We start from the raw sequence: 24,627 nt of genomic DNA, 5'->3' as shown, positions 1-24,627 counted from the left end.
GCGAAGGCCCGTATCCCCGTCGCGGAACACCCCGTCCGCCGGTCCAAAAATCGTCCGCGCTGGCAGGTCTCCCGGCTTGCGGAGCAGGGTTTCCCCTTCGATCCCCGCCTTCCCGATCCGCAAGTGGGATCAGTGGCTTTGGGCATCTCTCCGGTCACGGTCGCGGGGGCGGCTGCAGTTTGGATCCAAATCTTGCCGATTCGGACCCTATCGCATTCCCTCTTCGCCTGTCATAGGACAGGAACCAACGCCGGGCCACCATTTGCCCCCGGCCGCCTCTTGTCAAGCCGAAGGACCCGTCAGATGACGCCTGAACCGGATACCCAAACGGCCGAGGAAAACGACGCCAGGCACGCCGCGAAAATGGCGAAAATCAAGGCCGCCCGCGACAAGATCATGGCGACCAAGAGCGGCGAAAAGGGCCTCATCATCGTCCACACCGGCGCCGGCAAGGGCAAGTCGTCCTCCGCCTTCGGCATGATCGTGCGCTGCGTCGCCCATGGCTTCCCCTGCGCCGTCGTGCAGTTCATCAAGGGCGCCTGGGATACCGGCGAGCGGCGCCTGCTCACCGGCCATTTTGGCGAGCTCTGCCAGTTCCACGCCATGGGTGAAGGCTTCACCTGGGAGACGCAGGACCGCGCCCGCGACATCGCGGCCGCGCGCGCCGGCTGGGACAAGGCGAAGGAGCTGATTCTCGATTCCAGTCTGCGCATGGTCGTGCTCGACGAGATCAACATCGCGCTGCGCTACGACTATCTCGACATCGCGGAGGTCGTCGATTTCCTGAAGACCTCAAAGCCGCCGATGACGCATGTCGTGCTCACCGGGCGCAACGCCAAGGACGAGCTGATCGAGATCGCCGACCTCGTCACCGAGATGACGCTGGTGAAACATCCGTTCCGCTCCGGCATCAAGGCGCAAGCCGGCGTCGAGTTCTGAAGACACGATGGCGCGCGCATTAATGATCCAGGGGGCCGGCTCGGACGTGGGCAAATCGCTCATCGTCGCCGGCCTCGCGCGTACCTTCACGCGGCGTGGCCTGCGCGTGCTCCCGTTCAAGCCGCAAAACATGTCGAACAATGCGGCCGTCACTGTCGATGGCGGCGAGATCGGCCGCGCCCAGGCGCTGCAGGCGCTGGCGGCAGGCGTCGAGCCGCACACCGACATGAACCCGGTGCTGCTCAAGCCCGAGACGGATGTCGGCGCACAGGTGATCGTGCAGGGCAAGCGCATCGCCACCGCGCGTGCGCGCGAATATGCGGCGATGAAGCCTTCCTTGATGGGCGCCGTGCTGGAGAGCTTCGAGCGGCTGAAGGCGCGTTCTGATCTGGTGCTCGTCGAAGGCGCCGGCAGTCCGGCGGAGGTGAACCTGCGCAAGGCCGACATCGCCAATATGGGCTTTGCGCGCAAGGCCGATGTGCCTGTCGTGTTGGTCGGTGATATCGATCGCGGCGGCGTCATCGCGCAACTCGTCGGCATCAAGACGGTGATCGATCCCGACGATGCCGCGATGATCCAGGGATTCGTCATCAACAAGTTTCGCGGCGATCCCACGCTGTTCGACGACGGCTACAGACTGATCGAAGCGAAGACCGAATGGCGCGGCCTTGGCGTGCTGCCCTGGTTCGCGCGCGCCGGCGAGCTGCCCGCCGAGGACGCGCTCGGCCTGAGCGACGCGCGAAAACCCGGCCAGTGCAAGATCGCCTGCCTCGCGCTGTCACGGATCGCCAATTTCGACGACCTCGATCCGCTGAAACTCGAACCGGGTGTCGACCTCGTCATGGTGCGTCCGGGCGAAGCGATTCCCGGCGACGTGCGTCTCGTCATCATCCCCGGCTCAAAGTCCACCCGCGGCGATCTCGCCTTCCTGCGCGCACAGGGCTGGGACATCGATCTGCTCGCGCATCACCGCAGGGGCGGCCATCTGCTCGGCCTCTGCGGCGGGTACCAGATGCTCGGGGGCAGCGTCGCCGACCCTGATGGGATCGAAGGACCCGCGGGCGACACGCCGGGCCTTGGTCTTCTGGATGTCCAGACGGTGATGAGCCCGCAGAAAACGCTGACGCGTGTTACGGCGGTGCATGCGGCGACGGATCAACCGATCCAGGCCTACGAAATTCACATTGGCCGTACCGACGGATCCGATTGCGCACGGCCATTCGCGAAACTGAACGGCGCGCCCGAAGGCGCGATCTCGCGCGATGGGCGCGTGCAAGGCAGCTATCTGCACGGCCTGTTCACGTCGGACGACTTCCGCAGGGCGTACCTCGCAAAGCTCGACATTCCCGCGGGCGAAGAGCCCTATCATGCGCGAGTCGAAAGCGCACTCGACGCACTCGCCGATCACATCGAAAAGCATCTCGACGTCGAAGGCTTGCTCGCGCTAGCGCGCTAGGACCTCGGCAAGGCGCGACCATTCGGCCTCCGCGCCCGGAAGTCCAAGGCGCAGCCATGTCGGTTTTTGCGCGAAGGCGCGGGACCAGATCTGGCCACGCGCCAGCTTTTCCTGTGCGGCAAGCGCATCGGGCGTCTCGTAGAGGCGAAACAGGGGCGCGCCGCCAACCAACCGCCAGCCTTGCGACTGCGCCATCTCGTCGAGGCGAACGCAGTCGCGCGCAAGCCGCGCTGACGTCGCCTCGGCCCAGGCATCGTCACGCAGTGCGCGGCAGCCGATCGCGATCGCAGCTCCGGAGACCGGCCACGGACCTGACGCCGCCGTGAGCTTGCCGATGTCAGCCGCATGGCCGATCGCGAAGCCGAGCCGCAAGCCGGCAAGACCATAAAACTTTCCGAACGAGCGCAGGATCAGCAGCCCCGGCCGTCTCGTTTCCGAAGCGAGCGAGAGCTCGGGAACGGCATCCGCAAAACTCTCGTCAATGACGAGGCGACCGACGCGCGGCAGCAGCGCGAGCAAATCCTTCGGCGCGTAACGGCGGCCGTCGGGATTGTTGGGATTGACGACGATGGCGAGGTTCGCCCCCGCCAGCGAATCGAGCGCCCTCACCTCCTCGACCTCCCACCCTGCGGCCGAGAGAACGGGAGCATATTCGTTATAGGTCGGCGCGAGGATGCGTGCGCGACCGCGCGGCGCAAGCTGCGGCAACAATTGAATGGCAGCTTGCGCACCGCCCATCGCGACGAGCGGTGCGCTTGTGCGATAGGCATGCCCTGCAGCCTGATGCAGGGCGTCGATCTCGGATCTCGACGGCAACGCCTGCCAATGATGCGCGTCGAGCTCGCCCACGGGATAAGGCAGCCGGTTGATCCCGGTCGACAGATCGATCCAGTCCTCCGCGCGTCCGCCAAAACGCTGCTGGGCCAGATCGAGATTTCCACCGTGCTCGCGCATGCCCTGTTCTTTCACGCGAAGGCCAGGATCGCAAGGACGCCTGCGAGCAGCAGCATGGCGCGGCGGTAGACGGTCAATCCTTCAACGATGTCGGCAGCGAGCGGATCGCGCGCGCCTTCATTGAGCCAGGGCTCGTCGGTGGTGCTGCCGTGATAGATGCGGGGGCCGCTGAGCCGCACGCCGAGCGCTCCCGCCATCGCCGCCTCGGGCCAGCCGGCATTGGGCGAGCGATGCCGACGCGCATCGCGCGTCATGCACGACAGCGCCTCGGATCGCTGCTGTGCGAGCAGCACGAAGAGAAAGCCGGTCAGGCGGGCCGGAATGAAATTCGCGACATCGTCGATGCGCGCGGCGGCCCAGCCAAAAGCTTCGTGCCGTTCGCTGCGATGACCGATCATGGAGTCCAGTGTGTTGATCGCCTTGTAGCCCAAAATGCCCGGCAGGCCGAACAGCGCACCCCAGAACACCGGGGCGACGATGCCGTCGGACGCATTCTCCGCGAGGCTCTCGATCGCCGCGCGCGCGATGCCGGCTTCATCGAGCGCGGCGGGATCGCGGCCGACGATGCGCGAGACCGCGTCGCGCGCGGCGGCGATGTCGCCGCCCAGCAGAGGATTTGCGACGACCGCGACATGATCATGCAGCGAGCGCAGCGCGACCAGCGGCCAGGCCAAAGTGCCGACCAGCACGATTCCGATCCAGCCCCCAGGAAGCAGGAACCGAAGCAAGGACTGGAGCAGCCAACCGAGCGCAACCGCGAGCGCAATCACCAGAAGCGCGCCGGCGACGCCGGCAGCGCGGCGGAGTGCCGGTGGGTCAGCCTCGCGATTCCAGCCGGTATCGACGGCGGCGATCAGCCGACCCAGCCAGGTCACGGGGTGGCCGATCCGCGCAAGCAGTTTTGACGGCCAGCCCAGCAGGGCATCCACCGCCATCGCCACAACCATCGCGCCCGCAAAACCCACACCTGCCTCCTGTCCCGCCCCTGTTGCGCAAACCGAGGGGCGAGCGCAAGCCCCCGGGTGCCCGATTTCGGCTTTGTCTTTGGCCGCGATTGGTGATTAGTCAGGCCCACAGGAGACTTTTATGGCCGTCATCTTGATCACGGGCGGAGCGCGATCGGGCAAGAGCAAGCGTGCGGAAACGCGCACGCGCGCCTTCCCCGGGCAGCCCGTCTATGTCGCGACGGCCGAGGCGCTCGATGCGGAAATGGACGCGCGCATCGCAAAACACCGCGCGCGCCGTGGGACCGACTGGATCGAGCGCGAGGTGCCGCTCGATCTCGTGTCCGCGCTGGTCGCAACCGACGGCGGCGGCGCGCGGCTCGTCGACTGTCTGACGCTGTGGCTCTCCAACCTGATGCATGCGGAGCGCGACTGGGACCGCGAGGTGACCGAGCTCGCCGCCGCCCTGCCCCACCTCGCGAGCCCGGTCGTCTTCGTGACCAATGAGGTCGGCCTCGGCATCGTGCCCGACAACGCATTGGCGCGCAGCTTTCGCGACGCCGCCGGGATCATGAACCAGACCATTGCGGCGACCGCCGACGAAGTCGAGTTCGTCGTCGCCGGCCTGCCGATGAAACTGAAATGACGCCGCGCGCCGACATTCTAAAAGACGTTGTCGCCGATTTCAGGATCGCGGCGTCCTTCGTCACGATCGTGCCGGTGGCATCGTCGAAGCCGACCGGCGACGGTGACATCGCGCGCGCGACCTGGGCACTGCCGATCGCGGGATTGCTGGTGGGCCTTGCAGGCGCTGCGGTCTACGCGCTCGCGAGCAGACTGGGACTGGCACCAGGCATGGCCGCGCTGCTCGCTCTCGCCGCAACGACCCTCATCACCGGCGCGCTGCACGAAGACGGGCTTGCCGACACCGCCGACGGCCTCGGCGGCGGACGGACGCGCGAGCGCAAGCTCGAGATCATGCGCGACAGCCGGATCGGCAGCTATGGCGTCTGCGCGCTGATCCTGTCGTTCGGCCTGCGCTGGAGTGCGTTGGCCGCAATCGCTAATCCATGGGCCGTGATGCTGGCCTTGTGCGCAGCCCACGCTGCGGCCCGCGCAGGCGTGCCGGCCTTCATGTCACTGGTCACCCCGGCGCGTCCCGACGGGCTCTCCGCGCGCGCCGGATCGCCGCCGGGCCGCAGCGTGGCCATCGCCTTCGCCGTTGGAACGCTGGCGCTCGCCCTTGCGCTCGGACCGGCCAAGGCGCTGGTCGGCCTGGTCCTGCTGTCCCTTGCCGGGCTGATCCTGGCGCAGCTTGCCATCCGTCAGATCGGCGGGCAGACCGGAGACATCCTCGGCGCTTTCGAGCAGGTCGGCGAGATCCTGATCCTGCTGGTGGCCGCAGCCTTCCTTCACGCGGGAGGATGATCGATGGTCGAGTTCGACGACACCTTCCGCCGGCAATTGCGCGAGCTGTTCGTGTGGCGCCGCGACGTGCGCCGCTTCCGCTCCGATGCGCTGCCCGACGGCGCCGTGGAGCGGCTGATCGAGACCGCCTGTCTGTCGCCGTCGGTCGGCCTGAGCCAGCCGTGGCGCTTCGTCACCGTCGATGATGCGGCACGGCGCCGCGCGGTGATTGACGATTTCAGGGCGTGCAACGCCGACGCGCTGAATTGCTATTCCGGCGAGCGCGCCGCGCGCTATGCCGCGCTCAAGCTCTCGGGCCTCGAACAGGCACCTCGCCATCTCGCGATATTCGCCGACAAGGCGAGCGACATCGGCCACGGCCTCGGCCGTGCGACCATGCCGGAGACCACCGAATATTCCGTGGTCGCGGCGATCACCGCGATGTGGCTCGCCGCACGCGCCGAGGGGATCGGGCTCGGCTGGGTCTCGATCCTCAATCCGGAGCGCATCCACGGCGTGCTCGACGTGCCCGCCTCCTGGAAATTCATCGCCTATCTCTGCATCGGCTACCCCGAAGCGGAGTGCGATCAGCCCGAGCTCGAGCGGGCGAAATGGGAGCACCGGCGAGGTGCGGACGAATTCACGCTGCGGCGGTAGAGCGCGTCCTAAGACTTGCTCTTGTCGGCAATGGCCGCCACAGGCGTGGCGCTCTTCTGCTTCTCGAACATCAGCAGCGGGCGGAAGATGACGCGGCCATAGGCCTCGTAGTGATGCTGGGTCGAGACCGCCATCTTCAGTGGCGTCGCGTAATTGGCCTCGAACGTCATGAACTGCGCATACGTCCAGGAGAAGCCGACGCCGACCGATGCCAGTTCCGTGACGCCGGGGAACGTCGAATACACCGCACCCATGTCAGTGAAGATGTAGGTGTCAAATCCCCTCAGCCATTGCGACCAGTTGTAGTGCAGCTCGGCATTGAAATAATAGCCGCTGTCGCCGGACGCGGCGTTAGTCGGATAACCGCGCACGGTGGTGGGACCACCGATCGTGAAGATCTGGTCGCCCGGCAGCAGCTTCTCCTGCGTGTACTGCCAGCTTGCGAGCACGTTGGTGCTGAAATTGGCGGGGCCAGCGGTGCTGGTCGCGAGCATCGTGCCGGTATAGGTGTTGAACGTGCGATTGTTGCCGAGCACGTGGTCTTGCCATTCGATGTAGTTGACGGCGGGCGAGACCGTGATCGAATAGGTGTTGCCGGAATTGGTCACGGAGACACCTGCCGTGGCCTTGTCGTAATGGTCGTCGGTCACCGCGACGGTCGAGAACCGGCTCACCGTCTTGCCTTCGGTCTCGGCGGCGTTGAGCAGCACCAGCCAATTCTGCGTCACCCAGACCGGCTGGCTGAAATTGACCGCGGCCTGGCTCGACCGTCCCGTGACGTCGAGCGCAACGAAGGGCCCGTCGATGATCTTGATCTTGCCTTCGGTATAGCTGACGCCGGCGCGGCCGCCCCAGGGGTTGACCGGGATGCTGTAGGCAACGTTGCCGTTGAGGTTGCCGTCGGAACGGACGCCGTAAAAGGTCAGGCGGTCGTCGACGCCGAACAGGCCGTGGCGCTTGTAGAAGGTGCCGCCTTCCCAGCGGCCCGTATTCTCCGCGGCCTGATTGTCGACGAAGAGCTGCCAGGTGTCGACCGGCGGCTCGATCACTGCAAACTGCAGGTCGGTCAGGCCGAAGCTCGCGCCGGGCTGGAGCAGCGCCTTGATCTGCACGTCGTTGGTCCGGTTGAACCAGGTCACGTCGCGATTGAGTTTGGGAACGTCGAGGACCTCGCCTTCCGGTTCCTTGACGCGCTGGAGGATGTAGTCGGTGCGGGTCTGCTTGTTGCCCTCGATGGTCGTCTTCTGGAGCCGACCTTCGGTGAGCTTGATCTTGACCGTCCCGTCCTTGGGATCCTGATCCGGCAGAGTCGCGATGCCGGTCACGATGCCGCGCTCGGTGTAGATCGCATTGATATCGGCGACGATCTGCAGCAGCGCCGCGATGTCGACGTTCTTGCCGACATATCTCTTCGCGATCTCGTCCAGCTCGGCCGGCGTGATGAATTTGGATGAGTCGAATTCGAGCTTGCGCAGGCGGAATTTCGGACCGCCCGGCTTCATCAGCGGCGACTTCTCACGTGCACCGCCGATCACGGCCGGACCGTTCAGCTTGGGTGGCTCACTCTGCTGTTCGATCTGGCGGCGTTGGCGGTCGATGTCGTTCTGGATCGCGCCGGGATTGATCGACGGCACCTGCGCGCGCGCGGCGACGATGCTCGACGCTGCAAGCCCGATCCCCAGTGCTGGCCCCAGAACCCGCATCCCGACCTACCACGCCTCCGCGAGGCGACTCACCGCCGGCTTCGTCATTGCACCAATTGCAGCATCCTTCCAGCCCGGGCGCCCCGTGCGCTGCCCCTGGTGGCGCAGCTTGCGCATGTCGCTGAGCCCTTCGACGTTCACGGCGGGACCAAACCCGATGGTCTCGACCGGCCGCGGCGTCAGCAATGCGTCGAGCCGTGCATGGCCGGAGAGACCGAGTTGGTAGAATGTTCCCGCCCCGCTCTTCTGCGCCAGCCAGGTGTCGATGCTCTCATAGCCCTCGCCATCGACGGCGACGTTGCGCGCCATGCTGGCGCCCGTGTAGCTGCCGCAGCAGGCGTGGCTCGAACCGTAATTGGAGACTGTTGCCGAGATATCACCGGTGTAGAACACCACATAGGCGTTGGTGACGTTGGCGTTGCCGACCTGGCTCAGCGTGAACACGCCGTCCGGCTGGTAGAGCTGAAGCGTCGGCCCGTTGCTCGGCGCCAGCGTACGGTTGTTCAGCAGCACCTGCTCGGTCGCGGTGGTGAGCAGGAGCTGGCCCGGGACGTAGCCGTTCAGGATCGTCACGGAGTGCGCATCGGTCAGGAAGTTCGCGTCCACCACCCTGAAGTTGTTGACGATGATGGTATCAGGATCGATCGAGATGTTGGCATACTTCGCGACGCCGCCATTGTAGCCGGTGATGTTCAGGATCAACGGAACCGGTGGGTTCGAGCGAACCTGCTCACCCCGGACGGTGATGGTGTCGGCGGCAAGGTCGAGCTCCCTGACCACGCTGACCCAGTTGATGGTCAGGTCACCCGACGAGGTCATCTTGACGACATCGCCGCTGATCCGGTCGAACGAGACCGACCCGGCTACATCGAAACGGGTATCGCCGTTGGCCGTGATCGATCCGCCGTGGAGCGAGCCGGTGTCGGACTTGACGATGAGCTCGCCGGCATCGCCCGGGATGCCCGTCGTGGTGAGCTGGCTGAAGATGATGTCGTCGTGGGCATGCAGGGTCTGCGTGCCACCGCTGATGGCGGTACCGAGGGTGATCCCTCCGGCCGTCGCAGTGATGTCGAGTGTACCGCCGACGTTGAGGTTGTCCCACTTGACGACGGTGCCCTGCAGGAGCGCGTTGCCGGTCGAGGCCGTGAGGTTATGACCCATGTTGGTGCCGGCGGCGATCAGCTTCGCCGAGCCGTTGGCCGTGACCGAACCCAGCGTCGGCACGCCGCCTGACATCACCGTCTGCGCCAGGATGAAGCCGTTGTCGGCGGTGACGTTGACGTTGCCGACGTCGCCGTTGATGCCCGTCGCCGTCAGCGCGTTGAAGGTCAAATTGTCGTGGGCGTGGATGGTCTGCGAGCCCCCGCTCTGCGCGGTCTGCAAGGTGATGCTGCCCTGGCCCGCGGTCGCGCCCAGCGTCGTCGCGACGTTGAGGACGTTCCAGTTGATCGGGCCGCCGGCGGTCAGCAGGCCTGAGCCGGTCGTCGCCGCAAGCGTGTTACCGGTGATGGTCGTGGCGGCCAGCAGCGTCGCCGAGCCGTTGGCGGAGACCGAACCCAGCGTCGTCACCCCGCCTGACGTCACGGTCTGCGCCAGGATGAAGCCGTTGTCGGCGGTGACGTTGACGTTGCCGACGTCGCCATTGATGCCCGTCGCCGTCAGCGCGTTGAAGGTCAAATTGTCGTGGGCGCGGATGGTCTGCGTGCCGCCGCTCTGCGCGGTCTGCAAGGTGATGCTGCCCTGGCCCGCGGTCGCGCCCAGCGTCGTCGCGACGTTGAGGACGTTCCAGTTGATCGGGCCACCGGCGGTCAGCAGGCCTGAGCCGGTCGTCGCGGCAAGCGTATTGCCGGTGATGGTCGTGGCGGCCAGCAGCGTCGCCGAGCCGTTGGCGGAGATCGAGCCAAGCGTCGTAACGCCGCCCGACGTCACCGTCTGCGCCAGAATGAAGCCATTGTCAGCGGTGACGTTGACGTTGCCGACGTCGCCATTGATGCCCGTCGCCGTCAGCGCGTTGAAGGTCAAATTGTCGTGGGCGTGGATGGTCTGCGAGCCTCCGCTCTGCGCGGTCTGCAAGGTGATGCTGCCCTGGCTCGCTATCGCGCCCAGCGTCGTTGCGACGTTGAGGACGTTCCAGTTGATCGGGCCGCCGGCGGTCAGCAGGCCTGAGCCGGTCGTCGCCGCAAGCGTGTTGCCGGTGATGGTCGTGGCAGCCGACAGCGTCGCCGAGCCATTGGCGGAGAGCGAGCCCAGCGTCGTCGCCCCGCCTGACGTCACCGTCTGCGCCAGGATGAAGCCGTTGTCGGCGGTGACGTTGATGTTGCCGACGTCGCCGGCATTGCCGGTGGAAGCGAGCGCGTTGAACGTCACGTTCTGGCTGGCGTGGATCGTCTGCAAGCCGCTGCTGCTGGCGGTCCCGATCACGATGCTGCCGTTGGCGGTGACGGCGCTGAAGCTGCCGCTCGCGCCCACAGCCGTGCCCGCGGCCACCTGGTCGAGCGTGAGGCCGCCGGTGCCGAGGATGTCGACGATGCCGTTGACCGCCGAGAGCAGGCTCGCCTCGGTGTCAGTGAGCGCCTTCAGGTAAACGTGGCCGGCGCTCGCGCTTGCCGAGAGCCGCGCCGCGCTGAAGATGAACCGATTCGTCGCGGTGCCGATTCCGTTCGACGCGCTCAACGAAAGTTCGGCGCCCGAGCCGGACGCGACGAACTTGGTTTGGCCGTCGCCATTGTCGAGGATCGCTCCGAGCGAGGCGACGCCGCCGGCGGTGACGATGATCGACGGCGCGTTGCCGGCCGCGGCATAGGACTGCGACGAATTCAGCTGACCGATCGTCGCATCGCCCGTGGTCGTCACCGAAATCGTCCCGGCAGCGTTGATGGCCGAATAGGCGCCCATCGACAGCGTCGCGGCCACCAGCGTCACCCCGCCGGAAGTGCTGGTCGCAACCACCGGCGCGGTGCTGGTGCCGGCGGTGAAGGTGATGCCGCGGTTGGCAAGGAGCTGCATCAAGCCGTCGCTGGTGAGGTCGGCATTGATGGTGAGCGCGCCGCGCGCCACGTTCAACGTCATCGCGCCGCCCGCCGTCAGCGATCCATAGGCACCGCTGGTGCCGACCCCCATGTCGCCGGTGACCGCGAGAAGGCTGAAAGCGCCGCCCGCAGAGCCGGTGACGGCGCCGGAGATATTCACCTGCAGCGGCTGGAAGGTCGAGCCGTTGAAGCCGATATTGCCGCCGGCGCGCAGGTCGAGGTCGGTGCCCAGAATGTGGATTGCGGTACGGTCCGAGAAACCGGCCTCGCCGTAGATGCTGCCGGTCGCGGCGAGCTGAATCTCGTTGCCGGCAGAGATGTTGCCGAGGATGAGATCGCCGGTGGTCTGCTTCACATAGATGCCCTGCCCGGACGAGACCTGGTCGAGCTGGTCGTTGGCCGGGCTGGCAAAGGCGATCTGGATCGCATTCGCGTTGCTCGCGGGATTGCTTCCGGCGGCCCCGGGCGCGCCGATATTGCCGTGCTCGGCGATCAGGGTCAGGTTGGCGATATCACCTGAGATCACGGGCACGCCGGTCACGCCGGCGGCAGCGGTGATGCCGGTCACGGCATCGAGCTTGACGTCGCCGCGGCCGGTCACCTGGATGCCGTTAGCCTGCGCCGCCGCGATCGGGCCGTAGCTCGCGGTGACGCCGCCGAGCGAGAGGCTGTTCTTGCTGCCGAGATAGATGTTCGACAACGCGTTGGCCGAGATCGCGGTCGGGTTGTCGAGGAGGACGAGGTTTTGCTGCGACAGGCTGACCGTATAGGTCACGACATGGGTCGTCGGATCCGTGGTCGCGCCGACGGTGAGCTGACCGGGACCGGCCGAGGAGAGCAAAGCCCTCTGATCCGTGGTCAGCGACGAGGAATCGACGCTGGTGAAGGTGAACGTCTGGGGCGCGGCCGAATTGCCGACCGAACCATGCGGCGCGTAGAGCATGATCTGGCTTGCGCTGATATTGGCCGCAACGTTCGTGTCGATCGGCGGCGGCGCCGCGCCGACGGCCGACGACGAGACCGTGTAGGCAAGCTGGCTCTGCGTCCACTGCGCGCCCGCGGTAATGATGCTGTAGACCGTCTCGGTCGATGCGAGCGTGTAGGTATAGTTCGCATTGTAGGCATTCAGCGCCGTCTGCAGCGCCGCGTTGCTCGGCAGCCGCTGATTGGCGGTCGCCACGCCGTCGAACAGTTTTGCGAACAGGGTCGTCGACAGCGAGCTGCCGAACACGGTCGCCAGCGGATCTGCGGGTGCCGCGCCGGGCAAGGTCGCCAGCGAGCTCTTGAGCTGGTCGGTGTTGATCTTGCCGAGCAGGAATTGATCCCTCAGGAACCGCGTCGTGGCCTCGATTTGCATGTCCGTCGTCGTGACCCTGGAAGGATCGATGCCGAGCTTGGCCGCCACCTGCGCCCTCAACACCGTCAGACCCACCGAGGTCGGGTTGTAGGTGCTGCCGTTCGCGAAGGCGATGTTCTTGAGCTGGAAGTAGTCGTTGTAGGCCGACGTGACCATGGACTGGTAGCTGTTGACGGCGGCGGTGGCGGGGTTGCCGTTGAGCAGGTCGAGATTGGCCCAGACGGACTGGAGATGCGCGCTCTCCGCCGCGGTGATGCCGGCGGCCGCGCGGCCGTTCAGGATGTTGGCCTGGTTGCCGTCGGAGCCGGCCGCCTCCAGGAAGATCGGACCGCCGGTCGACTGGACCGTGCCGAGGCGCAGATCGCCCTTGGACTGGACGATGTAGGCGCCGGTGGCCGAGGAGCTGTCGAGAACCCCGCCATCGACGGTGCCGTTGGTCTGAACCGTGCCCGTCGCCTGGATCACCAGCGGATTGATGTTGGTCAGCGTCGACGCGCCATTGACGACGCTGCTCGTCGCTCCGATCGCACCGGCGGCGGAATCGATCTCGATATTCTTGCCGATCACGACGGGGTTGGTGATGTCGTAGGGGGACGCCGAGTTGATGTCGCCGATGGCCGAGAGGAAGACGCTGCCCTGCGGCGCGTGGCCGGTGACGGTCGGGGCAACCTTCACCTGGTTGATCGAGAGCGCGCCGATCGCGGCGATCGAGATGTCGTGGTCGATCGAATTGGCGGTCAGGCTGCCGCCATAGAGCTGCACCTGGACCGGTGTCCCGTTGGCGCCGAGCGTGCCGATGCCGCCCGGCGCCGACAGGCTGACGCTGGTGCCGGAGATCACCGGGTTGTTCGCGTTCGCGCCGACCGTGATCGACGAGTTGGCGCCGGTCGCCGTGAACGAGGTCGTGCCCTGCTGGTTGTTGACCGACCCGTTGAGGACGATGCTGGAGTTCGAAGTGACCGCCACCGTGCTGGTGCTGCCGCCGTTGAACTGGATGTTGATCGGGTTCGACGCCTTGACCGTGTTGGTCAGCGTCAGGGTCAGGTGCGTGTAGATCTCCTGGTACCAGTTGAACTGGGAGTCCGCGCCGCAACACGCGTTGGAATGGGTGTTCTGCCCGTTGTTGCCCGGCCTGCTGTCGTTCGGAGTGTAATAGCTGCCGGTCGCGGTGACGACTTCCTGGTAGTTGGAGGCCTGCGTACCGGACACCAGACTGACCGTGCGGTTCCAAGGATGCGCGCCGGTATAAGTCCAGCCGTAGTCGAACTGCGTGCTGGTCGGCGAACGATCCAGCGTCGCCGTGTCGACCCACTGATAAAGCATATTGGCCTGCGGCGCGTACTGGACACCCGCCGTACCGCTGACACCGGTGAGCATCGAGCCGGTGTACTGGTTTGCATCGACGCTGTTGGTCACATAGGTCGACACCTGCTGGCCCGCCGCAGCGGTGGGATCGAACACGTACCACTTGGTCTGCTGCTTGAGCTGATCGACGATCTCGATCACGCTCGGGGTGGTGACGCCGGTGTTGATGGTGTTGGTGACGAGTTGCAGGCCGGTGCTGTTGTTGACCGTGACCGTGCCGGCGCCGCCGTTGATCACGAGCTTGCCCTGCAACTGGCCGTCCTGGGTCGAGGTCGAGATGATCTTGCCGTTCAAATAGATGTAGCCGCCCGAGCCCTGCACCACGCTGTTCAGGACGATCTGGTCGGTAAGAACGTTGTACTTCGCCCCGATCGCGGCGTCGCCAGTGCCCGAGGTCGTCAGATCGCCAACCGGGATGTCCCAATAGACGCCGTGCTGCGCATTGGCCTGGGCCTGGGCAAGGCCCGTGCCGCTCTTGAGAATGTTGATGTCCCTCAGGGCGTTGCCGCCGATGTTGACCGAGTAATTGCTGCTCGAGCCGCTCTGGAGGGTGCCGTTGATGTTGATCACGGACGCCGAGATGATGATCGCCTTGCCGATGATCTGCGCATCGTTTTGAGGCTGGACTCGCGGCGCAGCCGCGGTGACCGGCGTGATCGCGGCCGGCTGGATGTTGATGACCTGGAAGTAGGCATCGCAGTTCGCACAATTGAACGGGGTGGAGTATGTGCTCGTACCGTTGGTCGTGCCGCTGTAGACTCCCTGGCCGTCATAGTCGTGCTGATGCCACGGAGCGGTCGTGATGGTCTGCGTCGTCGGACCCTCGATGACTGCGAGCGTGGCGGGGTACGGCACGCTGCCGGCGTTCTGATTTCCGTCGCCTGGCGCGCCCTGGCCCGCCGGCAGGAAGATCGCCGAATAGAGCGAGGTGCCGTCGAAATACAGATCCAGCAGGCGCGCGGTGAAGATCGTGCTGTTGGCGGCCGTTTGCTGAACGCCGGTATTGCCGTCGACGCAGCAATAGTAGAAATACGGGTGATTGCCGCCCCCGGCGATGTGCGGGCTGGTCGCGTAATCGCCGTAGGCGCCAAGATAGGTCGCCGCCAACATCACCGCCGTCAGCGTGTCGTTGTCACCCGGCTTGAATTCCGTACTCGCCCATTGATCGGCGACGGTGCCGTTGGTGTCCTTGAAGCTCCCGAGACCGCCGAGGAAGGTGAACGAGCCTTTGGGCACCACCATCTGGATGGTCGCGGCATTCATGGCCTGCGACGCGACAACGCTGCCCGAATTGTTGGTGATCTTGAGCACGCCGTTGTCGTTGATGATGGCCCCGTCCAGATAGATGTCAGGCGTGCTGGTGAGCGCGTTGCCGTTCTGGTCGACGGCCTGGCCGGTGACGGCATCCAGGCGGTTGTAGGTGGCCGAGATGTCGATCAGCGGCGACGCGCTCGGCGTGGCGGTGAAGGTCACGTTGGAATGCGAATCCGGATCGACATGATCGATCTGGCGATAGGTGATGTTGCCTCCGCTCACATTGGTGATCGTGAGGTTGTTCAGGTCCATGAAGTCGAGACCCTTGTTCTCGATCTTGATCATCGGCGAGCTGCGCGCGATGACGGCCGGCGCAGCGGGATTCGTGCCGCTGTTCCCGGTCAGCTTCTGCGCCAGGATCGAGACGTTGCCGGCGGATACCAGCATGTCGCCGAGCGCGAAGGCGTTACCCGCAGCGTCGGTCGTAAAGGGCGCCTGCTGGATCAATGTGTTGATCTGGCGCTGGATGTCGCCGGTCGGATCGGTCCCGGAGGGCGACATCGCGGCCGGGTTCGCGATCGATGACGTCGCGAGCCTGGAGCGGATTTGCGCCGCGGTCAGGCCGGTCAGCGACACCAGCTGGTTGACGATCAGCTGGTAGGGATTGAAGCTGGGGACGACGGTGTACTGGACCGTCTGGTGGTTCCAGCTCATCACCGGATTGAAGTGATTGACGTCGGAGACGTATTCGAGAACCGATGAGCCGCCGTTGGTCAGCGACGAGTAAGGACTGGTTGTGCTCAAGGTCGGCGTGGTGGCGCCCAGCTCGATCGTGATCGTCACATCGTCGTTGATGCCCGCCACCACCAGGCCATTGAGCGCGACATCGCCGGTTCCGCTGGTGTGGCTGTGGTTGTCGCTGTTCTTGGCGCTGAAGATGTCCAGATACGGATTGTAGTTGCTGCCGTTGCCGGCGGCAGTGACCTGCGCCTGGGTTGCTCCCAGGAAGATGTTTTGCACGCCGAGCACGCTCGACGTGTTGGCGAGCGTCAGGCTCGTGGTGTCGTCGGCATTGGCCGTGCCGCGGTACAGGGCCTGTCTCTTATANNATCGGAACAGCGGTGTTGTTGTAGACGACCGTCGTCGCCGTCGCCTGCACGCTGCTGAAGACACTGCCGTCGCCGGCGAGACCCGCATAGATGGTGATATCGCCCCAGGCCTCGACCTTCGCGTTGCTGCCGACGTTCACGGCCTGGTTGGCGTGAACCCAGCTGTTGGTGCTGGCGCCGACGCCGGCGATCGCGCCGTAGAGACTGGCGTTGGCATTGTTGGCCGCCGCCATCTTCGCGGCCGTGCCGACATAGATCCTGCCTGCGCTGAAGAGCTCGCGGGCATTGATGTTGACCTGGAGCGTGGCATTCGCCGTCATGTCGGATTCGGCGCCGCCGCCGGCGAAGAAGCTCGCCGTGGCCAGGCTCACCGTGTCGTTCGTATTCAGCGTGTTGTAGGCTTCGATGTTGATCACCGCGCTCGTTGTCCGCGGATCGGCATTGAGGCTCAGGACCGTTCCGGCGTCGATATTGGTGGTCACGGTCTGGGTGACGGTCGAGTTGCTGAGCGCTGCGGCGCCCGAGAACATGCCGCCCGAACCCGAACGTGCACCGCCGCCGGCCTGGTTGACGATGTCGTTGGAGATGACATCCATGTCGCCGCCGGCCGAATTGATGATCAGGTGCGTGCCGACCTCGGCGGTCGTGTCCGTGGTGATGGTGTTTCGCGCGCTGCCGCCGGCGACGCCGGCGGTGGAGGCCTGGTAGGCGTCGCCGCTGGCGGCATAGTTCGTGGTGTGCTTGGCGCGGATGTTGAGGCCGCCGAAATAGAGCGTGTCGTCGGTCAAGTTGCCGTCCATCCGCGCCTGGGTGGTTGCGGTCGAGCTGGTGGTCGCCACCGCCGCGGCACCGGCATAGGTGCCGCCCGCGCCGACGATGGCATTGGCGACGTTGGCATCGACGCCGGTCGCGGTGATCTGGAGAGCACCGATGTTGGACGCCGACGTGATCGCGCCCGCCCCGAGATAGGCGTAGGTGTGCGCGCTGGACGATACCTGCGCGACGCTCGCGCCCAAGGCCAGGAAGCCGGTCGAAAGGCCGGTCGCCTCCGCGTACTGGGCGCTGTCGTTTTCGGCTGCAATGGTCACGTTGGCGTTGGGAAGCGTAATTCCGGTCCCGCCATAGGCGTTGACCGTCGCGTTCTCCGAAGCCTTGGCGCGGCCGCCCTCGGCACCGATCAGCGATCCGCCACCACCTGCGAGGGCCCAGGCGTAGGTCGTCGTGCCGCCGGTCGGGACCAGCGCCATGGCCGCCACGGAGATCGCGCCGCCCGAGAAGATGGTGTTGTCGCCGATATCGGCCGTGACCTGGGCGCCGACCGTCGACTGGGCGATGGCGACGCCAACCGCACCGCCGCCGACCGAGACGCCGATCGCGCTGCTCGACAGATTGGGCGTGATCGACGCCGACACCAGCGTGCCGGCCCCGGTCGCGGACGTCGCGATCGTGGAGCCCGGGCCGATATCGGCGGTCACGCTCGAATTCTCGTGGGCCTCGGCGTCGGCACCGACGCCTGCGACGATACCGCCGCCGAGCGCCGTTGCCGTCGTGGTCAAGGTGCCCGCGCCCTGTGCGCCGACCGCGAGTGTCGAGGTATTTATGTTGGCACCCTGCAGCACATCTGCCGAGACCGTGCTCGACCGGCTCGCCGTCGAGATCGAGGCGCCAACCGCCGCGGCGCCGGCGGTGACACCGCCGGTGAAGACGATCTGGGTCGTGGAATCCTGCGCCATCACGGCGACACCGGCGCCGCCCGTCCCGGTCACGGAGCCGCCGAGCTCAGCCGTCACGTGATTGGAGACGTTGCCGATCGCCACCGCGGCATCCGCGCCGAAGTAAAGCGCAGCGCCGCCGGCGATGGCCTCGGTGTTGATGGTCTGACCGGCATAAGGCCCGGTGCCGGCGTCCTTGACCACCGCCGCAACCATGACGGACGGCGCGGTGACGGCCGAGCTCAAATTGGCGGTCACACGGCTGTTGACGCTGGTGTAGCCGATGCCTGCACCGATGCCGACATTCTTGGCGAAGCCGGCGCCGAGCAGATACATCTTGGTCGCGTTGGCGCTGGTGGCGCCGACATTGACCTGCGTGCCCACGGTGGTGCCGCCCGCGATCTGCGCCGTGACGCCGTCGGCACCGCCGACCAGCACGGTGCTGACGTCGTAGGTCGAGGTGACATGGGCGTTGTTCGGATTGCCGGCGGTGCCGCTCGCCACCGCATCGCTGCCGTGCGAATTGCTGGTGCTGTTGTTGACCGCCGTGATGGTGCCGGCGTTGTGGCCGTTGTTGTCGCGTTGGTCGAGTTGCCCGGTTTCCTGGATCTGGGTGTCGGAATCGGCCGTGTTCTCGCCGATGATGATGACGCCGACCGTCGCACCGATGCCGACGCTGCCGCCGATGCCCGCGGTGACCGCGTAGGACAGCACTTCCTTGGTGCTGAGCGCGCTGACATTGATCGCGCCGGCGGAGTTCAGGCTGCTGTTGACGCTTTCCGCAATGGTCTGGCTCTTGAAGACCAGCACGTTGGCGGCCGCACCGACGCCGACGCCGGAGCCGCTGGCGCCGATCGCGAGCGCGCCGGCGATCTCCTTGATCGCGACGTCCTCGTTCGCGATGATGGTGACCGCGCCGGCCGCGCCACCCGTGGGCGACCGCAGCGTGGTGTCATAGACACCGGCGATGGTGGTGTTATTGGCGATCTCGATATTCGCCATGCCGGCGATCGCGGCCGATCCGGTCGCGAGCGAGCCGCCGACCGAATAGGCCTGGAAGCGATCGACCGTGTTGGCCTCGACGTCGAGCGCGCCGCTCAGATTGAGCGCGGTCGTGTGCGTCGTGCTGCCGCCGTGATAGTAGAACTCGTCGCCGACATAGGCCTCGGTCCGGTTCGCCGAGACCTGGACCAGGAAGGCCGCGGCGACCGCGGCCTGGCTGCCATAGGCCGCCGAGCCGCCCGCCGAGTAGATGGCGGTGGTGTCATTGGCATTCACGGTCAGCGACGACGCCGTCATCGCACCGCCGTCGACATAGGCCTCAGTGGTCGCGGTGAAGATGTTCAGAGCGACCGAGCCGGTGTTGAAGCCGATGCCGATCGAGGACGCATCCTGCTCGGCATTGGCCTTCACAGTGACCGCGCCGACCGTCGCGGACGGTGTCGCCGAAAGGCTGCCGACGGTCGCATTGGTGATGGTGGCCATCGTGGTGCGCGACATCGTCGTCGAGATGATGGTCGCGCCGCCACCGCCGTTGCCGGTTGGAGGCACGATGCCGGCGCCGAACGCGCCCGAATAAGAGAAGCTCGAGGCGGCGACGTCGATCTGCGGCAGTAGGCTCGCACTGGTGAGGCGCGTGTCGATGCTGGCGCCGTCGATGTAAGCGTTGGTCGACCCGCTCAACACCGAGGTGATCGGGTTGATCATGATCGAGATGCCGGTGCCCGCCGAGATCGTCATGACATTGGTCACGACGGCCTGGTGCGAGCTCGCCACCACGGCAAGGCCCTTCACCGTATCCTGGGTCTCGCTGAGGTTGGGCGTGCTGTCGGTCGGCGCCTGGAAGCCGCTGAGATCGCTCGCGTGCGCCAGCGTGCCGCTATTGACCGACAACGTGTCGCTCGAGCTGGTTCCGAGCGCGTCGACCTTGGTGCTCGATCCGCTGATATAGGCCGAGGTGCTGCCGGTGATCTGGTTGGTCACGATCGAGCCGGCGCCGCCGGCCGGGCCCTTGGAGATCGAGAGCGCGCCGGCGGACACGACGATGTTGTCCGAATTGTTGGCGATCACGCCGACATTGTTGTTGGCCGTGACGTCCGCCCCGCTGGTGATGCTGGCCGTGACGTTGGTGCCCAGCAGGTTGGTCGCGACCGATCCGGCGAGGCCGATCTGCGAGGACAACGCCACGCCGACGGCGACCGTCGAGATCCTGCCGTTCGAAGTGGCGCTGACCACGGCGTCGTTGCTGGCGAGCACCTTAGCGCTCGTGACGTTGGCGTTGAGCTGGTTGTCGATCTCGCTATAGACGATGGCAAGACCGCCGGCGCTGCCCTGGGTGGACGCTCCCGCGACCGCCGCAGTCGAGGTGATCGCAGAATTGTCGAGCGCCTGTACGGTGACGTTGCCCGCGCTCACCACCGTATCGGAGGTGGTCGAATTGGCGTCGCCGATGGCCGCAGACACGTTGTTCTTGATGGTGCTGATGACGGCGCCGCCCTGTCCGGCAAACTGTCCGGTCGACAGACCGAATCCGACCGCAACGGACTGGATCTTCGAGGAGTCTTCCGCGGCAACCAGCACGTTGCCGCTCGTCACGGTCATCAGGGTCTTGGTGACGTAGGCCGAACGCGTGGCGCTGATTTCGTCGACGACGATGGCGATGCCGATATTGTTCTTGCCGGCCTGGATGATGCCCGCAACCGACGTGATCGCGGCTCCGGGTCCGGCGCCGACACCGCCGTTGAGCGCGGCTCCGCTGAAGTCCACGCAAGCCTGCGACCCGCTCGACGTCGTGCAATTATCATGCGCCAGCTGGCCGTGGTTGGTGGCGCGCACCAGCGTGCCGAGCGCATCGTCCAGCGAGGCGATATCGACACTCTCGGCGCTGACGGTGACGTTTCCGCCCGAAGCCGTGATGGTGCTCGAGCTGATATAGGCCAGCACGGTCGGGCTGATCTCGCTGATGACCATCGACCCGGCCAATCCGTTTTCGGCGTAGCCGCCCGAAGCGCCGCCGGCCGCGATCACGCTGGCGTCGTCGCCGATGACTGTCAGCGCGTTGAACCCCGTCACGGTAGAACCCGAGATATGCGCATCGACGGCGTTGCTGCCGCCGGGATTGCGGATCTCGGCATAAGTCAGCGCCAGGCCGGCCGCGTTCTTGTCCCCGTTGAGGTAAAGTGAGCCACCGCCGATCGCGATATTCGAGGTCTGGTACGCGTTGACATTGGCTGCGTTCGCGGTGCCGCCGCTCACGCCGGTGATGGTCGAGTTGTCGATATAGGCGGTCGCCGAATCCGAGATCGAGCCGACCGAAGCCGATACCGAGGCAGCGAGGCCGCTGCGCGTCGCGGAGAGCGCGATCGCCACCGCCGTCAGCGAACCGCCGCTGAGCGCCCGGACGTTGACGGCCGTTTCGTCCGAAACCGTCGAATTGGCGATGTAGGCCGTGGTCGAGTTGCTGGACAGCGCGATCGAGATCGCACCGGCGATCGCGGCGCTGGTCGCGCTCCCGCCCGCAAGGTTGAGCGCGCCGGAGCCTGAGCCGTTGGTGGTGATGGTGTCGTTGAGTGCCTGGACCTGGATGACGGGCGCGTCCGTGGACGTATAGGGACTGCCGCTGTTGACGGTGACGCCCTTGACGTAGGCCGAGGTGTCGAGCGACGTGGCCGAGACCGCGGAGCTGCCGGCGATGTCGATGCTGAACTTCGAGGTGCCGTTCTTCTTCGCGGCGGCCTGCTTGGCCACTTCGAGGGCGCCCAATCCACCAAAGGGCGGCGACTTGTAGAGTGCCGTTGCCTTGCTGACATAGCCGATCTGCGCGAACGGATCGGATTCCACCGCTGCGACCGCGGCAACCGTGACCCGGCCCGCCGTCGCGGCGTTGACCTGCAGGCTCTTGGTGGTCACGTGACCGCCCGAACCGCCCAGGGCGTTCGGATCGTCGGTCGCAAAGGGCCCGCCCACGATGTCGTTGCGGTTATCTCCGATATAGGCGGCGGTGTCGGCGAGCGCCGTCATGTAGGCGGCGGAGACGCCGACGCCTGAGGTGGTGCCGAGCTGGATCGCGCCCGACAGCGAGAACAGCGACACGTTCTGGTTGGCCGATATCTGCACCGAACCCTGCGAGATGACGGTGGCCAGCGAACTGATCGAGGCGTGGGTCGTGTTGTCGATGGAGGCCATCGACAGGATGCCGTTCAGCGCCCCGCTGCCGGCCGACGAGCCGGACGTCGGCGCGATCGCGAACAGCAGGTCGGTTGTATTCGCGGTCACGCTGACGTCGGTCTGCGAATCCAGCGTGGCGCCGGAGGAAACGCCGGCAATCGTGTTGCTGGTGGACTGGATCAGGTTGAGCGTTCCGCCCGCCGCCGTTCCCGGGCTGTCGGAGCCCGGCAGCAGCACCAGCGGCCCGAACACGCCGCCGATGTCGATCGACGTGTTGTAGGTGTAGGCCGAAACCGTCAGCGCCGAGGCGAAGCCCTGCGCAATGGTCACCCCGTCGATGTTGTAGGCCGCCGTCGCCGTCCAGGCGGGCGTGCCCGTCGTACGGGTCGAATACAGTTGCGCACCGCTGCCGACCCAGGCCGTGGTGTTGTCGGTCAGGCCGAAATAGGCGAACGAGCCGGCGGCGGAAACGGTGCCGCCGCCGCTGGAGTTCGCGTTGGCATAGGTGGTGACGATATTGTTGACGACGCCGAAATTGGCGTTGAGATGGTTGAGCGTGTCGCTGAGACCGTTCCACTCCTCCCAGGAGTTGGTGTTGGGTATGGTCGTCAAGGCCGCGACGCCGATATCGGCCGCGTGGATGACCACGTTCGACCCGACATAGGCGTTCGAGTTGTGGGTGTACTCGCCGAAGGCGACTGCGACGGAGATCGCAAATGCAGGACCCTTGTCCGCGCTGCTGACGTTCACCGTCGAGGAGGAATTGTTGCGGATCCGGTCGTCGATCAACTGGCTGACCACGGCGACGTCGCCGGACGTGTAGACCTGCGGCGCCGACCCGCCGTTCGTGGCTGCGATGGCGGCGTTGGCCGATTCCGACGTCGTCGCAAGCGCCAACGATCCCGCGACCTTGAACGGCAGCTTGATGTCCGTAATCGGCGTCAGCAGCGTGCTGGCCACACTTTGGAAGCCCGTCGACGCGCCGGCCGCGCCGTTGACGATGGCGCCGAGCAATCCGGGCGATCCGAGCGTGACCGATGCGCTCGTCGCGTTCTGGGCAATGTCGGAAGCCGCGGCCACCAGGAGGTTGCCGGTCTGGTTGGCGCCGTTGCTGCCGAAATTGGCGCCCATCGTCGCCGTGGTCGCGACATTGATGTTGCTCACCGCAACGGCGCCCCCCATGCCGCCGGCGTCGCTGGTGCTCAACAGCGGGTTGAATCCGAACGCCGTCGCACTGACCGAGAAGTTGCTGAAGTTGTTCGCGGAGACCTGAAGTCCCTGATTGCCGCTGGAGATAGTCGCGCCCGAGTTGACGGTCGCTTCGGTCTTGATGTTGGCGAGACCGACCGCGGTTGACGCCAGGTATAGACCGCCTGTCGTGACTGCAAGCGATGACACGTTCAATGTGGTGTCGGTGGCTGCGCCGACCAGAATGCCCCCGCCCGCGCGGATCGAGGCGCCGGATGACACGATCGTCGAGACGTCGGCCGTCACGTTGCCGATGACGACCGCGACGCCGAGCGGCGACAATATCCCGGCTGCAATCACGGGATCTTCGGCGTCCTGGGTACCATGCGCGGAAATCAGCACGTTGCCGCTGCCGTTGATGTCGGCGTGACCCGTGATCGCGACTTTTGCGACCGTATTGGCGGCGACGTATCCGCCGTTGATACCGCCGAGGTTCGCCGCCACAGTCGCTCCGGCCACCATCACGAGATCGCCCACGATCGTGCTCGTCAGATTCGAGGTGGCAGTCGAATTGGCCTGAATGGTGATGTTGGCGCCGGTGATCTTGCCGTCGACGGTGATACCGGTGGTCGCGCTAGCCGGCCCCGACAACAGCGTCTGGCTGGCGGTCGCGATCAGGCTGACATCGCCGCTGGTGAAGCTGGTTCCGTTGTTGATGACCTGCGCCCTGATTTCGGCATTCTGCATGACCGAGATCGACGGCGCGCTCAGCGAGATGCTGTGCACATAACCCTGGGAGAAGCCGGAGCCGTTCAGGAGACGTGTATCGATGACGCCTCCGGAATCGATGGTGATCGAGTTGTTGCTGCTGATCGAGAACGTGCTGAGGCTCGGCATCGCCAGGATCAAATTGGCGATCGTGTCATTGCTGACGAACCCGGTCCTGTTCGCGTTGGCGTCGCCGGTGGGGCCGATATAGACGTCGTCCTGATCAAAGCTGAAGCCGACCGTACCCGCAATGACCTGGGCGCCGGGTGCGACCGAAAACGCCTTCGACGAAAACGCGATCTTGACGTTGCTGCCGCCATTGATCACGGCGGTGGAGCTCAGGGACGTGGTCCAGTCGCCGAGCGACGACAGGACGAACGTCCCGCCCGCCTGCATCGCCGCGATATAGCTCGCGATCACGTTGTTCGACAGAGTCCCGTTCGACCCGTTGTTGCCCGAGCTATTGTTGACGTTTTCACTGTTCCAGAAGCTGAAGCGCACGCTGCCGCCGGTGTCGACGAGCAGCGCCGCCGTGCCCGCGACGTCGATACCGCCGGCAGAAAGCGCGATTCCGCTGCCCTTGACCGTGCCATTGATCGTCAGCGCGCCGCCCGTAGG

Annotated in this window: 8 protein-coding genes, 1 pseudogene and 1 riboswitch; of the genes and pseudogenes, 5 read left to right on the top strand and 4 right to left on the bottom strand. The window is 65.8% G+C overall.

Features of this window, described 5'->3' with window-relative positions; translation table 11 throughout:
* Positions 1–44: 44 nt before the first annotated feature.
* A riboswitch (cobalamin riboswitch) is annotated at positions 45–264 on the bottom strand.
* A gap of 39 nt (positions 265–303) precedes the next feature.
* Positions 304–939 (top strand): cob(I)yrinic acid a,c-diamide adenosyltransferase, encoded by a 636-nt coding sequence (cobO, locus tag FXB40_RS16440; protein ID WP_148773226.1) that lies wholly within the window; start codon positions 304–306, stop codon positions 937–939.
* 7 nt (positions 940–946) lie between these two features.
* A complete protein-coding gene (locus FXB40_RS16435) occupies positions 947–2,395 on the top strand; it encodes a cobyric acid synthase (protein WP_148773225.1) in 1,449 nt (482 codons plus the stop codon).
* On the opposite strand, the gene cobD is transcribed toward FXB40_RS16435, so the two are convergent.
* Together cobD and cbiB are read right to left on the bottom strand one after the other, a co-directional pair.
* Positions 2,384–3,349, bottom strand: coding sequence for a threonine-phosphate decarboxylase CobD (gene cobD, locus FXB40_RS16430; RefSeq protein ID WP_187436922.1), 966 nt, complete (start codon positions 3,347–3,349; stop codon positions 2,384–2,386). The two genes, FXB40_RS16435 and cobD, sit on opposite strands and share 12 nt — an antisense overlap.
* A gap of 11 nt (positions 3,350–3,360) precedes the next feature.
* Positions 3,361–4,314 (bottom strand): adenosylcobinamide-phosphate synthase CbiB, encoded by a 954-nt coding sequence (gene cbiB, locus FXB40_RS16425; protein ID WP_187436921.1) that lies wholly within the window; start codon positions 4,312–4,314, stop codon positions 3,361–3,363.
* A 121-nt stretch (positions 4,315–4,435) separates the two neighbouring features.
* Between cbiB and cobU the strand changes: the two genes are divergently transcribed.
* Genes cobU through bluB form a run of 3 tightly spaced genes read left to right on the top strand, consistent with a single transcriptional unit; the run spans position 4,436 to position 6,357 of the window.
* On the top strand, positions 4,436–4,939 hold the full coding sequence (gene cobU / locus FXB40_RS16420) for a bifunctional adenosylcobinamide kinase/adenosylcobinamide-phosphate guanylyltransferase (RefSeq protein ID WP_148773223.1): 504 nt from the start codon (positions 4,436–4,438) through the stop codon (positions 4,937–4,939).
* A complete protein-coding gene (gene cobS, locus FXB40_RS16415) occupies positions 4,936–5,721 on the top strand; it encodes an adenosylcobinamide-GDP ribazoletransferase (protein ID WP_148773222.1) in 786 nt (261 codons plus the stop codon). Before cobU ends, cobS begins: the two co-directional genes overlap by 4 nt.
* A gap of 3 nt (positions 5,722–5,724) precedes the next feature.
* Entirely contained in the window at positions 5,725–6,357 is a 633-nt protein-coding gene (gene bluB / locus FXB40_RS16410) for a 5,6-dimethylbenzimidazole synthase (RefSeq protein ID WP_148773221.1), read from the top strand.
* Positions 6,358–6,365: 8 nt separating this feature from the next.
* On the opposite strand, the gene FXB40_RS16405 is transcribed toward bluB, so the two are convergent.
* Together FXB40_RS16405 and FXB40_RS50395 are read right to left on the bottom strand one after the other, a co-directional pair.
* Entirely contained in the window at positions 6,366–8,060 is a 1,695-nt protein-coding gene (locus FXB40_RS16405) for a ShlB/FhaC/HecB family hemolysin secretion/activation protein (RefSeq protein ID WP_148773220.1), read from the bottom strand.
* A 6-nt stretch (positions 8,061–8,066) separates the two neighbouring features.
* A pseudogene (locus FXB40_RS50395) lies at positions 8,067–24,429 on the bottom strand (leukotoxin LktA family filamentous adhesin).
* Positions 24,430–24,627: the final 198 nt, after the last annotated feature.

Source organism: Bradyrhizobium rifense (assembly GCF_008123425.1).
GTDB lineage: Bacteria > Pseudomonadota > Alphaproteobacteria > Rhizobiales > Xanthobacteraceae > Bradyrhizobium > Bradyrhizobium rifense.
This window is presented reverse-complemented; position numbering and strand designations above follow the sequence as displayed.